Here is a 13,629-nt window from a genome sequence, read left to right as displayed (position 1 = left end):
AAGGCTGGTGCTGGAATAATAAGGTGAGTAGGCGGTTAACGCTTATAGTTTAATTATTTTTTTACGTACAGTAAAGTCTTTATCTGTAACAACAATGTAATACAGGCCGGCAATGAAGGTGCTGATATCTACCGGTACCATACTGCCGCTGGCGTTGTATTGCTTCAGCAGCCTGCCATTGTTATCGAAAAGACGTACCACCGCATTGTTTAGTGGTTTTACAAAGCTAATGCGAAACAAACCGGTGGTAGGGTTGGGGTACAACGCTTCAACCAGTTGCACTTCGGTAGTTTCCTTTGTAGCAGCAGCTGTGTCTGTTGTTTGCGGGCCTGCCAGCCTGCCGCCCGAAGGGGCATTGTTACATACATATTCCCTTTTAATAAGGTTGCCCGCAGCATCGTATGTATACTGCAAACCACATTGACCGGAGGGTATGTTTTGCGCCTGTGAACAGATGGAAAAAAAGAATAGACAAGCAGTGAGTAGAGGTTGCTTCATGGTGTAGGCCGGGTGTTTTAGTTAACAATGTGCTTTTAAGAGAAAGCTAATGTCTGTATTTTTAATGATACAAACCTCAATAAAATATCATGTTTTTTACAAACGGTAGGCAGAAAGGGATAACTGATTGAAAATCATTAAACGTTTTTAAAAGGCTTTCAGCAGTAAATCTTTATAGGCAGGAGACACCTCTATTTCGCTGCCATCGTTCAAACATACGTACCCGCCGCTGCCTTTATGATATGATTTTACGTAATGTATATTGATGATGTGTGATTTATGTACGCGTATAAAAGGATGGGTTAGTATTTCTGCAAAATGTTTGAGAAAGCGGCATACCATTTTTTTATGGCCGCTGGTTAAGTATACATCTGTAAAGTTGCCGTTGCCTTTCAGTCTTACAATTTCTTCCATTCTTACCACATCAAACCCGTCTACTGTAGGCAGTATTACCTGTTGCCGCGCAGGATTGTCTTCCCGCGCATTCTCCATAATAATCTGGTTGCGGTTTAGCAGCTGCTGGTTGTGTAGTTGCTGCTGCACCTTATTTACAGCCACAATCAGTTCTTCAATACTTACAGGTTTTAACAGATAATAGGCTGCACTCTGATTAAGTGCTTTAAGCGAATATTCTGAAAAAGCGGTTACAAAAATAGTTTCAAAACGCAGGTTCTGGCAGCCTTCCAGTACATCAAAGGCATTACCAAAGGGCATTTCCACATCCAGAAATACCAGCTGCGGTGTAAGTTGGTGCAATACTTCAATAGCTTCACGACTGTTGCGTGCAGTGCCGGTAACCTGCACCTGCGGGCAAAATTTCTGCAGATAGCTTTGCAGTGCTGCTATAGCAGCGGCCTCATCTTCTACAATAACGGCAGTAATTTTCTCAAACAGTGTCATATCTTATCTAATAAAACCAGTTGAAGTATAATGCGTGTTCCTGATAGTGCGTCTCCGGTAATTTCTTCCATAATAAGCCGGATATTTACCGGATAAAGATCGTTTAATAACTGTATTCTTTCACGGGTATTATTCAGGCCTCTGCTTTCATGCGCCCGTTGATTCACTGTTTTCAGTCGCTGGCTTTCTGTTAAGCCAATACCATCATCTTCTATTACCACTTTCAGTTCTTTACCGGCTTTGCTGAAATGCACTTTTAGTAAACCTTTGGTGGCCTTGTACCGGAGCCCGTGCCATATGGCATTTTCCAGATGCGGTTGTAACAGCATATTGGGTATTACAACCGCATCTGTATCCAATGCTTCATCTGTGGTAAGCTGCCAGGTAAACCGGTTGCTGAAGCGCAGGTGTTCCAGGTTCAGGTATTCTTCCAGCTGTGCTATTTCTACACTGAGTGGTACAAAGTCTTTATGCGAATGTTCCATTACCGTACGCATTAAACCGGAATAAGTGGTCAGATACTTGTTGGCCGCCAGTTCGTTATTTTCTGCTATGTACTGGTTAACACTGTTGAGGCTGTTGAATATAAAATGCGGATTCATTTCGCGGCGCAGCGATTGCAGGGCTATTTTTTTGTTTTTGGTACGGATGGCGTAGAGGGAGCGGATAATAAAACCCAGCAATACCAGCATGGCTATTACGGAACCTATAAGAATGGCGTTGAGTGTATTTTTTCGTGTAATAAGTTCCTGCTGCAGTTGTTTTTCTTGCTCCAGATCTTTAATACGCCCTTCGGTAAGCTCAAACAAATGTGCATCTACCAGTGAGCTGTCAGTTTGCAGTAAAGTATCCAGATGATTTAAAAAGTACTCGTACCGCGCCAGCACTGCGGTGGGGTTTTGTTGTGCCTTGTAATAAGCTGCCAGTTGTAACAGGCAGTCTTTTGCTGCCAGAGTGTTGCGGTTGCGGAGTGCCAGCTGATAAGCAGCTTCCTGTAACGCATGTGCCTTTTCGGGTTCATGATTGCGGGCGTATAGCCGGGCCAGCTGCTGTAGCTGGTTAATCTGCAGGCCGGTATCGTTCTGGTTTCTGGCTTTTGCCAGTATGGTTTCTGCCAGCTGTATGGCGGTGTCTATTTCGTTTACATTACTAACCGCATCATTCATTTTTTTACTGATGTCGGCAATGTCGCGCGTGTCTTTACTTTTTTCCACCGCCTGTTTAAAGCTGTTTACCGCGGCGGGTGTATTGTTTTGCAGCAACTGGCTTTCTCCCAGTTTTTTATAAGCGTCTACCACCTCCCGGGTTCTGCCTTCTTTTTCAAAAATGCGTATGTTAGACCGGGAGTATTCTATTTGCGCCTGCGGGTTATTGTTGTTGCGCAGGCGGTTGGCATCGTTTTCATTTACCTGTTCCTGGTTTCTGTTGCGTGCCGCCCTGCCTGCCTGCTCGTAGTTGCCAATAGCTTGCTGTAGCTTATTTTGTTGCTCCTGTATTTTGGCCAGTTCGCGGCTGCTGGCGGCAGCCTCATCCGGCATTTTCAGCCGCATATAAATGGCCACGGCTTTTTTCTGGTTTTCTTCTGCGCGGGCATAATCGCCTTTACCGGCCAGTTCTTTTGCCAGCACCTCGTATTGCTTTGCGGTAGCCAGCTCGTTACCGGAAGAGAGGGAGCTGCTTAATGCTTTGGCGGCCTTACTTACCTTCAGCTTTGGGTTGGCTTTTTTTTCAACACTGTAATCAAGTGTGTCTTTCTGCTCCTGTGCAGCAACCTGCCCTGCGGTAAGCATCAGCACAAGTAAAACAGGTATATAACGGCTACGGCCCATGTTCACGTAATTTCTACTGTAAAATACCGGTTTTTGTGTGGCAATTCCCAGTGTTTCACCCTGCCGGAACGGGGTTTTACCCAGTGGGCCGGTAGCGGGCCGGTTTTGAGGATACTTTCACAGGGTAAATATTCAAAAAACGATAGTTATGAAAAAGACGCTATGCACCGGCCTGTTGTTTTGTACTGCCAGCCTGCTGTTTGCCAGATGCGCTTTGCGCGGCAATAATCCGCAGGAGAAGGAACCTGTAATGGCTTATACCGCCACACCTGCTGCGGATAATACCCGGGTGCAGGTGGCCCTGCTCCTGGACACTTCTAATAGTATGGACGGATTGATTGAACAAGCCAAATCGCGGTTATGGAATATTGTAAACACACTAACCACTTTAAAATATAACGGCCAAACGCCCGTAATTGAAATTTCGCTGTATGAATATGGTAATGACGGCCTGGCGCAGAAAGACAATTACATACGCCAGGTAACACCTATGACTACTGATCTTGATTTGATTTCGGAGAAATTGTTTGCCTTGCGCACCAACGGCGGCCAGGAATATTGCGGGGCAGTAATTTCAGAAGCCACCGGCAAGTTAACATGGGGTAAGGGGCAGGCCGATATGAAACTGATGTATATAGCCGGCAATGAACCTTTTAACCAGGGCGGTGTGAATTATAAAGAAGCGGTAAGCGGAGCACTTGCTAAAAACATCTATGTTAATACAATTTATTGCGGGTCAGGTTTGGAAGGCATTGAAGGCTTTTGGAAAGATGGTGCAGAGCGGGGGCAGGGTAAATACTTTACTATAGATTCTGATGTAAAAGTTCGTTTTATTGAAACACCTTATGATAAGCAGATTTCTGATTGCAACGAGCGTATTAACAGTACCTATATTGCTTATGGTGCAGTGGGCAGGCAAAAACAAATGAATCAGTTACAGCAGGATGCCAATGCAAAGCAATTGTCAACCGCCAACGCCGTGGAACGTTCTGTTTCCAAGTCTAAGAAAATATACAAAAACGACAGCTGGGATTTGGTAGATCGCGTAAAAGCAGATTCTACTGCTGTATCTGCTATGCGTACGGAGGAACTGCCTGCGGAACTGAAAGGCAAAACAAAGTCTGAGATAAAAATAATTATCGCTCAGAAAAGTCAGGAACGGGATAGTACCCAAAAACAGATGGCTGTGCTGGCTAAAAAACGCCAGGCTTACATTGATGAAGAAATGAAGAAAACAAAGAATAATGATGATATAGGAGAGGCCATTAAAACATCTATTTACACAGTGGCCAAAGTAAAAGGCTACACGGTAGAACAATAATCAACCCTGAACGCAGGCAACCGGGGGGAGGCCTGAAATTACAAAGCTGTCTCCATCTTTTTTAAAACGTGGGAGACAGCTTTGTTTGTTATAGAAAATGTAAGGAATTCATAATAATATTATCCCGTTCGCTTTGTGAAACCCGATAAGGCTTCTATATTTGTCTACTGTTTATATGGGGTATTATATTGTGTCATCCGAAAAACCAACGTTATGAATGCTCGAAAACTGCTTATGATTACTTACAGTATGCCTGTTTATCAACCGGTTTACTGTTGCTGTTAGCCTTTCTGCTTCGTTTTTTCTTTCCGTTATTGCCTCCATACAAAAGAATAGTGTTTGCATTGCGTCTGTTTTTGTAACAGACTAATCTGCTACGGGTTTCCCGTACCGGCAAACTATTGTACATCAATTTAATTAAACAGATATGAAGCAACATCTGCGGATGTGGTTACTGGCAATGGTATGTTTGCCATGGTATGGTATTTCTCAAAGTGTTCCCTCTACTATTAATTCTGTATTGCACGGCAGGGTAACAGACGCTAAAAGAGGGGTGCCCCTGGAAGGCGTAAGTATTAGTATAAAAAATACAACCCACAATGTACTTACAGGCCCGGATGGACGGTTTAATTTCCGTACCGGGCAAAAGCTGCCGTATACATTGGTGGTAAGCAATATAGGGTACAAAACGCTTACCCTTACTGTTGAAACGGAGGATGTAGCTATACAGCTGGAAGAGGCTGCAGGCCAGCTGGACGATGTGGTGGTAACGGGTGTGGCAGAAGGAACCAGCCGTAAAAAGCTGTCTTTTGCTTTAACCAAAGTAAGCACCGAACAACTGAATACTGTGCCTGCCACAGATGCTTCTCAATCGCTTCGTGGCAAAGTGGCCGGTTTGCAGATTGACCAGGCAGCAGGCAATGCCGGTGCTACTGTATACCTGCGTGGCGCCAAGTCTATCAATGGTAATATTGCGCCACTGCTGGTGATTGATGGTTTTGTAACGGCACTGTCTCTGGCAGATCTGAACCCGCAGGATATAGAATCTATTGAAGTGGTGAAGGGGGCTGCCGCATCTGCATTGTATGGCACCAGGGGAGAAGGGGGCGTAATACAAGTAATTACTAAAAAAGGCAAGGGGCTGAACCGTATCAGCATTACTGTTGACAATGAATACGGTGTTAGTAATGTACAGCGCACACCACCCACCTCGCAATATCATTTTTATAAAGTAAACGCCGATGGTTCTTTTGTATTAAGCTCCGGCAATAACCGCACGCTGGATTTGCAGAGCAACGGATTTTCTCTCAATCAGCATCGTTATACAAAGTATAACGATAATGTCGGCAACATGCTTAGTAATAACCCTTACTATACCAACTTCGTTTCTTTGTCTACTGCGGGTGACAAGTATAGCCTGTATATCTCTTTTCAGAATCAGTCAAAGGGCAGTGTAGCTGGCCCCATTGCATCCGATACACGCAGAACTGCGTTGTTGAACATAGGGTATAAACCCGTTAAAAACCTGGAAGCGGAAGTAACAGTGCAGTACTTTAATACCAATACACCTTCTGCTTCTCTGGCTTCCAGCGGTGCCGGTTCTGTGCTGTACTCCGCTTTGCTGTATGAGCCCTTTATTGACCTTACGGAGCGCCAGGCAGACGGACGTTATGCTTTTAAACCGTATGGTTTTGACATACAAAAGTTTAATGTAGGTAATCCTTTTTATCAGCTCAGCTACCGGGAGTATGCCAGAAGCAACAATAACTATCTGGTAGGTGGTAAGCTGCGGTATCGCTTTTCTCAGAAATTCTCTGCTGAGCTTAACGGCTCATTTCAGAACGAATATGGAGAAGCGGAAGACTATTATCCTGTGGGCTACCAAACCCTTACGCCTGAAATTAACCGCAATAACGGGTATTATGGGCTGAGCAACAGCAGGGTATCTTCTAAAAACGGGCAGATTCAGCTGAACTATAATGACCGGGCAGGTGATTTTGATTTTGGGGTAAATCTGAAATCGGTATATGAGGAAACATTGGTAAAAGACCTGAGTGCTTCTGGTTATAACCTGAGTGCGCCGGTTAAAAGCCTGGATGTGGTAGAGGCAGCTACCCGTTCTTCCTCTTCTTCCTGGAGCCAACTGGTAAACTATGGCTATTTTCTGAACCTGAAAAGCGTATGGAAAAATAAGGTGTTTCTGGATGTGCTGGGCCGTATAGATTTGAGTTCGCGTTTTGGTGCCGATGTAGGCGCTGCATTTTTTCCGCGCGCTTCCGTGGCCTATCGTGTTACGGAAGATGTACACCTGGGTGCTGTTACCGATTTAAAATTGAGGGCTGCCTATGGTAAAGCAGGCAGCCTGCCGGGCTTTGGTGCCAAAGAAAGCCGTGTTACGCTTACCAGTTCGGGCGGTGTAAGTTATACGCGTAAAGACAATACCGACCTTACCCGTGCCGTAACCTCCGAGTTGGAAGTGGGGTTTGATGCGGTGTTGTTTAAGAGAATTAATATTCAGGCCAACTATGCCAGAGCCACCAGTAAGAACGATTTTATACTGGTACCTGCTTTTCCACCTACCAGCGGCACAGCAGGCATCTGGGATAACCTGGGCGAAGTTAAATCCAGCTCTGTTGAACTGGAGATAAACGGTAACCTGGTAAACCGGGGTAAGTTTTCGTGGAATGCAGGGGCAACCTTCAGCCGGGTAAGGAGTAAGATTACTTCTCTGGGAGATGTGCCGGAGTTTACCTCTGGTGATTTTAGAAAGGCGGCTGGCATAAGCCCTTATTCTTATTATGGTTACAGTATCTTAACCAGTTTGTCGCAGTTGGAAACGGATAAGAATGGTTTTGTATCTAATGCTGCAGGAGGCACTTTAAGGCCTGAATATTTTGCAGTAAATAAACTGGGCTTTGTGGTGCTGAAGAGCCAGCAGGGTACCGCAGCCGAAGCGCCGGTATTTTATCAGAATGCCGCTACCGGTAACAACAAAGTAATTGGTGATGCACAGGCTGACTTTCTGGTGGGTTTTACCAATACACTTACGTGGGGGCCTTTATCCTTGTATACGGTGCTTGACTGGAAGCAGGGTGGGCAGAAGTACAACGAAACCGTAAATTATCTCACCTATCAGTATCGTTCTGTATTTACCGATAAAGCTGTTGCTGCGGGGTTGCCCCTGCCTTTTGTTACCGGGGTGTTTAACGCCCAGCAAACCACGGACTACTGGCTGGAAAACAGTGGCTATGTAGCACTGCGCGAAGTATCGCTGGGTTGGCAGCTACCTGTACAGAAACTGCGCGTTGCCAGCGTGGTAAAAGGCGCAAAGCTGAGCTTTATTGCACGTAACCTGTATACGTGGACAAACTTTACCGGTGTAACGCCAGAGGGCTGGGATATTGATTTTTACGCTTATCCCACCTTCCGCACATTCAGTGGCCGGCTTACCCTTAATTTTTAAACCGTATGTACATGAAAAGAATAGTTTTTTTTATACTGACGATATCTCTGTTGGGCAGCTGTAAAAAGACCACGTTTGATGATCCTTCTTCTTTTACCAATGATGAGGCTAATGCCCTTATAAGAGATCTGGGATATAAACTGGTTACCAGCAGCGTACAAACTACGTTTGCTACCACCACCAGTTCGGCAGGTACCCATTTCAGCCTGCTGGCAGACCAGACAACCAACACCAATGGCAACTCTTCGTGGTGGGATTTTGCCAATGAGCCCCGGCTGCGGCTGAACAACAATGCCTCTTACCGCGGTGCTGTTACCTGGAATACCTTTTATAACAACTTTTACCAGGCCAATCTGGATGCTACTATTGCGCTGGATATTATCAACGTGCAAAAAAAGACTATTCTGGATAACCTGGGTAACGACCGTACAAAGGACTGCGAAATAGCCGCTTACTTTTCCAAAGGGGTAGCACAGGGCTATCTGGGGGTAATATTTGACCGTGGATTGATTGTAGATGAAGCCAACCTGAATACGCGCAGCTTCCCGCATTCTTACAAAGCGCTTATTGCCAACAGCCTGCGGCTGATTGATACTTCTATTAAACTGGCGGAAGCCTGGCCATCGCTTAAATTCGATTTCCTTACCGGTGTATCTGTCAGCCGCGAAAACTTTATTCAGCTGGCTAATTCACTGGCAGCACGTATTTTGTCTTCACTGCCGCGGGATAAACAAGAGGCTGCGGCGCTGGGAGCAGAACACTGGAATAAGGTGATTGCTTATGCAGACAAAGGGATTAAAACGGATTATACCATTACCACGGTAACGGGAGGCTACTACAATCAGCTGGTAACTAATCTGGTGCAACGCAATACAGACGGCTCCGGCTGGCTGGCGCCGGATATTAAGATTGCTTACCTGGCAGATAATACCGGTAATACGCCTTCGTTTTATCCGGCAACCGGCGTATTGCCGCCCATTACCTCTAACGACAAGCGTTTTGCGCAATACTTTGGTTATACGGCCAGTTTTGGTATTATGCTGGAATCGCGCGGAAGAGGGCTTTTTACCAACTACTACCGCATACGCTGGTACAACAGCCGCAATACATTGAATACGCCCGGTGCCATCAATCCTTACTTTTTGTATGAAGAGATACGGCTGCTAACGGCGGAAGCTAAATTATGGCTGAAAGATTATACAGGTGCGGCAGCAGCATTAAACAATGCTACTGCCCAGCGTATTGCCAAAGGCGAATTACCGCCGGTTGCAGCTACAGAAGATGCTTTGCGTAAAGCACTGCATTATGAGTATGCTATTGAAATTGATGGTGCCGGCGGAGCTTTTGTGCCATTTACATTTATGCGGCGCAACAACCTGCTGATTGGCGGTACACCTACTGAATATCCGCTGCCACAGTTACAGCTGGAGCTGGCTAAAACCACTGTGTATTCGTTTGGAGGTAAAGCCTTTTTTAATGAGAAGGGAAGTTTTGGAGAGGTAGCTACCGCTGCCAATGAGGGCTGGAAATTATCGGAATAATAAATCTGTTCATGCTTTAATCTGATGTATGCAAAAGTTATTATCTGTTTTAATAGGTGCAACCGCACTATTGTACACTGTAAACCTGCGGGCAAATGATGGTAAGACTGCCGTTAGCATAAAGGGAGAGGCAAGCCTGGCCAATAACAGTAAAATTTACCTGCAGCGCTACTATAATAAGATGTTTTTTGTAATTGACTCTGCTGTAGTAAGAAACGGCTCTTTTTCTTTTACCAGCCGTTTAGAATTGCCAGAGTTGTACGGTGTTACGGATGATACCACCGGAATGTCTTCTTTATTTGTTTTTATTGAGCAGGGGAATGAGCTGTTTATCCGTTACGATACTGCAAGGGGAGGGCGTAATGCTGTAATTACAGGATCGCCGGCTACTGACCGTTACAAAGCCTACCTGCAGAATGCCCGCAATGTGAAAATTGAGGAATATATTAAAGAGCAACCTGCCTCTATTGTATCGGCTTTTGTGTTATACCGCTATTATTCGCCCTCGCTGTCTGCGGAAGATATAGAGCGTTATACCAGCCTGCTGGCTCCCGCTTTATTGCACACCCAGTACGTAAAACTATTGAAGGATTTGCCTGCTACATTACGCGCCAGGGCTATTGGCTCTCAGGCGCCGGATTTTGCGCTGCCTGCGCCGGATGGTAAAATCATCCGGCTTTCTGATCAGTTGGGTAAATATCTGCTGATTGATTTCTGGGCTGCCTGGTGTGGCCCCTGCCGTCGGGAGAACCCTAATGTGGTTAGGGTTTATAATAAGTATAAAGACAAAGGATTTTCTGTACTGGGCGTATCGCTGGATAATAATAAAGATGCATGGGTAAAAGCAATAGCAAAGGATGAACTGGCATGGCCGCAGGTATCTGACCTGCAGTTCTGGAACAGCGAGCCTGCCATGCTCTACGTCATCCGCGGAATACCGGGCAATGTATTGTTAGACCCGTCAGGTAAAATCATAGCCAGAAACCTGAGAGGGGAAGAGCTGGAGAAGAAGATAGCTTCGTTGGTAAACTAATACTGCAAAGCGTGCGTTTCTGTACAGGGAAACGTACGCTTTTACTCAACTAAATAATTTCCGGAAAAATTATTTGCCGCATTACTCAAAACAATACTTTTGCTGTTAAATAGTTGAGTAGTCAAGTATATGTCAACAATAAACGAGTCTTTATTATTGCTCATTAATCTGGCAAAAGCGCAAACAACAGTGTCGCGACGGTTTGACAGGTTGAGTGCCCATGGAATCGGGTTCAGCGATTTTGTGATTTTGTATTTGCTAAACAACGCGGCTGACGGCCGTATGAGAAGGGTAGACCTGGCGGAAAAGACGGGGTTTACTGCATCTGGCGTTACCCGTTTGTTGAGCCCTTTGGAAAAAGTTGGCCTGGTTACAAGAGAAGTGAATGAAAGAGATGCCCGGGTAAGTTACGTGCTGATTACAGCTGCGGGCAAAAGAGTGTATGAGGAAGCGGTGGTAACCGCGGAGTATACGGCAAAAGATATTTTACAGGTTACGAAAACAAAATCACTGAAAGCCATTACAGAACTACTGGCTGATCTTGGAGGCAATATTCAATAATTTATTACGGTAACTACATGGACAAATTGTTACGGAAACAGTTGGCAGAGGCAGCAAAGAATAATAAACCTGTGATGGGGGTGTTAGTACTGAAAAATACTTTAACAGGAAAGCAGTACGTTGAGGGATCGCTGAATACAGATGCGCTGGTGAACAGATTACGTTTTTCGCTAAACAGTGGTTTGTTGAAAAACGAAGCCTTGCAGAATGATTGGAGGGAACTGGGCGAAAGCCGGTTTGTTTTTGAAGTGGTATTTGTTGTAAAAAGGGATGATGGGTTGTATACCAATTATGCAAAAGAAGTACAGAAAGCCACTACAGCAGTAATTGCGCAGGAGATTATAAACGGTGGTCTTTTGTATAATGAAGTGTAATGAAATAGCCGCCTTGCCGGTAAATAAAGAAAAGCTGCATAAAGCAGGTCTGCTTCATGCAGCTGTATAAAATAGGTTTAAACTTTTTCTGCGTGCAAAGTCTGCATCATGCTCTTTATCCGTTCTTCGCTGGTAATAATCTTTGCTTTTAAATCGCTGAGTATAGAATATAAACCAAAGTACGTACGGTTTATATACAGAGAGTGCCGGGAGCCCCTTGCTACCTTGGAATCTCTTACTTCTTTCAGGTTATACAGATAATCCATATAGGCATAGATTTCTGTAAAATAAGACTCATCTCCAAAATCGAATTCCGCTACGGTAAAGGGTAGCGTTAACAGGTTTATCATCTGCTGGAAAAGACCGGAAAAGAAGATGATTTCTTTTTCGGTATCGCTGGGGTGAATCATTTCCAGATTGGTATAGATTTCCTTTCTTCTGGCCTCATCCTTCAATACCTCTTTATTGGTAAGCAGGAAGTAGTTTACATAAAAATCTTCCGGAATTTCTTTAATACAGCCAAAGTCAAATACAGCTACCGTGCCATCGTCACGCATCAGAAAATTGCCAGGATGCGGATCGGCATGTACTTTTTTAAGCGCATGCACCTGAAACTGATAAAAATCCCACAAAGCCTGTCCTATTTTGTCGCGTACTTCCTGTGATGGGTTACGTTCCAGAAACTCCTTAAGATGGTAGCCCGAAAGCCAGTCCATGGTAATAATACGTTCGCTGGAAAGCGCTGGATAATATACGGGAAATACCAGGTTGGCAATAGGGGCGCATTGGGCAGATACTTCCATAGAGCGTTGCAGCTCCAGTTTATAATCTGTTTCTTCCAGCAGTTTGCCTTCTATTTCATCAAAGTATTTATCCATATCCACTTCGTTCATACCTACAATACGTATGGCGAAGGGTTTAACAATACGGAGGTCTGATTTTACACTGTTGGCAACACCCGGGTACTGAATTTTTACGGCCAGTTCTTTATTCCATTTTACTGCCTTGTGTACCTGGCCGATAGAAGCGGCGTTGCGGGCCTGCATTTCAAACTGATCGTACAGTTCGGTGGGAGTTTTACCCAGTGTTTTTACAAAAGTATTTACCACCAACGGGCCGGAGAGGGGTGGGGCGCTGTATTGCGATAAAGCAAAACGTTCGGTATACGCTTTGGGTAACATGCCCTTATCCATACTCAGCATCTGCGCTACTTTTAATGCGCTGCCTTTCAGGTTGCTGAGGGTATCGTATATATCTTCTGCATTATCTGCATGCAACTGCTCCTTACTAACGGAAGGGTCCATCAGTTTGCGGGTATAGTGTTTCAGATAATTGGTGCCTACTTTAAATCCTGTGCTTACAAACCTGCCGGCACGTTCTACTTTGCCGGTAGGAATGTTGGTTTGTTCTTTCATCGTGTGCTTATTTCCCTGCAAACATAAATTTCCCAAAATCTACTATACTGTCCAGCGTGTTAGAACTGGTTAACTGAAAGCTCAGGTTTACTGCTTTTTCAATAGCAGCATCTGTCATTTCAAAACGTTCACTGTGATCTTTAATCCAGTAGCGCAGTACAAACAGGGCCTGTAGCCAGAACCCGTGTACATACTGATCGGAAATGAATTTGCGTTCTTTTATTTCGCCAGTCTGATAACCTTCTTTTACCAGGCTGCGGATATAATCGTAAAATGCTGCCCGGAAAAATTCCAATTTATCAATATGCAGGCCCGGTACCAGGTACTGATCTTTCTGCTGCAGTATGTAGCTTCTGTTTTCGCGCAGTTGCTGCACCCACATAAAATAGAACGTCAGTAACTTTTCCCGGGCGGAGTAATTGCGGTAAGTTTCATCTCCTTTTACTTTTTCCAGCGTAGCTTCAAAAAAGGAGCGCCAGATGTCTTTTTCCAGCGCATCGAAGCTGGAGTAGCTGTCGTAGAATTCAGTTTCCGGTACATTCAGTTGCTGGCAGAAAGCATATACAGAAACGGGGCGTTTTCCGTTTTCCAGCCAATATTTTTTATAAGCCTCGCGTACGGTTTGTTTATCCATGATCAGACAGGTTAATGGTTAAAATTTAACCCTATCAAATTTACCCCATAAACGCAGTAT

The 13,629-nt window shown here is 44.8% G+C and carries 11 protein-coding genes; 6 read left to right on the top strand and 5 right to left on the bottom strand.

Annotated features, from left to right (window positions below):
* Positions 1-42 precede the first annotated feature (42 nt).
* From IEY13_RS17695 to IEY13_RS17685, 3 genes are all read right to left on the bottom strand, one after another.
* Positions 43-498, bottom strand: coding sequence for a T9SS type A sorting domain-containing protein (locus tag IEY13_RS17695; protein ID WP_188954538.1), 456 nt, complete (start codon positions 496-498; stop codon positions 43-45).
* 147 nt (positions 499-645) lie between these two features.
* On the bottom strand, positions 646-1,398 hold the full coding sequence (locus tag IEY13_RS17690; RefSeq protein ID WP_188954536.1) for a LytR/AlgR family response regulator transcription factor: 753 nt from the start codon (positions 1,396-1,398) through the stop codon (positions 646-648).
* Positions 1,395-3,227: a tetratricopeptide repeat-containing sensor histidine kinase gene (locus tag IEY13_RS17685; protein ID WP_188954534.1), complete on the bottom strand. Its 1,833-nt coding sequence runs from the start codon at positions 3,225-3,227 to the stop codon at positions 1,395-1,397. The genes IEY13_RS17690 and IEY13_RS17685 overlap by 4 nt, the downstream gene beginning before the upstream one ends.
* Before the next feature lie 148 nt (positions 3,228-3,375).
* Between IEY13_RS17685 and IEY13_RS17680 the strand changes: the two genes are divergently transcribed.
* The 6 genes from IEY13_RS17680 to IEY13_RS17655 all read left to right on the top strand — a co-directional run bounded on the left by IEY13_RS17680 (position 3,376) and on the right by IEY13_RS17655 (position 11,520).
* Entirely contained in the window at positions 3,376-4,548 is a 1,173-nt protein-coding gene (locus tag IEY13_RS17680; RefSeq protein ID WP_188954532.1) for a vWA domain-containing protein, read from the top strand.
* 427 nt (positions 4,549-4,975) lie between these two features.
* Entirely contained in the window at positions 4,976-8,011 is a 3,036-nt protein-coding gene (locus tag IEY13_RS17675; RefSeq protein WP_188954531.1) for a SusC/RagA family TonB-linked outer membrane protein, read from the top strand.
* 11 nt (positions 8,012-8,022) lie between these two features.
* Entirely contained in the window at positions 8,023-9,552 is a 1,530-nt protein-coding gene (locus tag IEY13_RS17670) for a RagB/SusD family nutrient uptake outer membrane protein (RefSeq protein WP_188954528.1), read from the top strand.
* A 28-nt stretch (positions 9,553-9,580) separates the two neighbouring features.
* Entirely contained in the window at positions 9,581-10,585 is a 1,005-nt protein-coding gene (locus IEY13_RS17665; protein WP_188954526.1) for a TlpA disulfide reductase family protein, read from the top strand.
* Between the two features lie 129 nt (positions 10,586-10,714).
* Positions 10,715-11,146, top strand: coding sequence for a MarR family winged helix-turn-helix transcriptional regulator (locus tag IEY13_RS17660; RefSeq protein ID WP_188954524.1), 432 nt, complete (start codon positions 10,715-10,717; stop codon positions 11,144-11,146).
* A gap of 17 nt (positions 11,147-11,163) precedes the next feature.
* Positions 11,164-11,520, top strand: coding sequence for a GIY-YIG nuclease family protein (locus IEY13_RS17655; RefSeq protein WP_188954523.1), 357 nt, complete (start codon positions 11,164-11,166; stop codon positions 11,518-11,520).
* A 77-nt stretch (positions 11,521-11,597) separates the two neighbouring features.
* Here IEY13_RS17655 and IEY13_RS17650 read toward each other — a convergent pair whose 3' ends face one another.
* Together IEY13_RS17650 and IEY13_RS17645 are read right to left on the bottom strand one after the other, a co-directional pair.
* Positions 11,598-12,935, bottom strand: a complete 1,338-nt coding sequence (locus tag IEY13_RS17650; RefSeq protein WP_188954521.1) for an ABC1 kinase family protein — start codon at positions 12,933-12,935, stop codon at positions 11,598-11,600.
* 7 nt (positions 12,936-12,942) lie between these two features.
* Positions 12,943-13,569: a TetR family transcriptional regulator C-terminal domain-containing protein gene (locus tag IEY13_RS17645; RefSeq protein ID WP_188954519.1), complete on the bottom strand. Its 627-nt coding sequence runs from the start codon at positions 13,567-13,569 to the stop codon at positions 12,943-12,945.
* Positions 13,570-13,629: the final 60 nt, after the last annotated feature.

The sequence above is a fragment of the Filimonas zeae genome, from assembly GCF_014641615.1.
In the GTDB taxonomy this organism is placed as follows: Bacteria; Bacteroidota; Bacteroidia; order Chitinophagales; family Chitinophagaceae; genus Filimonas; species Filimonas zeae.
Note: the sequence above shows the minus strand (reverse complement) of the source record. Positions and strands in the feature narration are given on the sequence as shown.

Excerpts from the sequence above, each read along its gene's own strand:
- IEY13_RS17655 (WP_188954523.1), top strand. The coding sequence starts at position 11,164 with ATGGACAAATTGTTACGGAAACAGTTGGCAGAGGCAGCAAAGAATAAT.
- IEY13_RS17680 (WP_188954532.1), top strand. The coding sequence starts at position 3,376 with ATGAAAAAGACGCTATGCACCGGCCTGTTGTTTTGTACTGCCAGCCTG.
- IEY13_RS17650 (WP_188954521.1), bottom strand. The coding sequence starts at position 12,935 with ATGAAAGAACAAACCAACATTCCTACCGGCAAAGTAGAACGTGCCGGC.
- IEY13_RS17675 (WP_188954531.1), top strand. The coding sequence starts at position 4,976 with ATGAAGCAACATCTGCGGATGTGGTTACTGGCAATGGTATGTTTGCCA.
- IEY13_RS17660 (WP_188954524.1), top strand. The coding sequence starts at position 10,715 with ATGTCAACAATAAACGAGTCTTTATTATTGCTCATTAATCTGGCAAAA.
- IEY13_RS17695 (WP_188954538.1), bottom strand. The coding sequence starts at position 498 with ATGAAGCAACCTCTACTCACTGCTTGTCTATTCTTTTTTTCCATCTGT.
- IEY13_RS17665 (WP_188954526.1), top strand. The coding sequence starts at position 9,581 with ATGCAAAAGTTATTATCTGTTTTAATAGGTGCAACCGCACTATTGTAC.
- IEY13_RS17690 (WP_188954536.1), bottom strand. The coding sequence starts at position 1,398 with ATGACACTGTTTGAGAAAATTACTGCCGTTATTGTAGAAGATGAGGCC.
- IEY13_RS17685 (WP_188954534.1), bottom strand. The coding sequence starts at position 3,227 with ATGGGCCGTAGCCGTTATATACCTGTTTTACTTGTGCTGATGCTTACC.
- IEY13_RS17670 (WP_188954528.1), top strand. The coding sequence starts at position 8,023 with ATGAAAAGAATAGTTTTTTTTATACTGACGATATCTCTGTTGGGCAGC.
- IEY13_RS17645 (WP_188954519.1), bottom strand. The coding sequence starts at position 13,569 with ATGGATAAACAAACCGTACGCGAGGCTTATAAAAAATATTGGCTGGAA.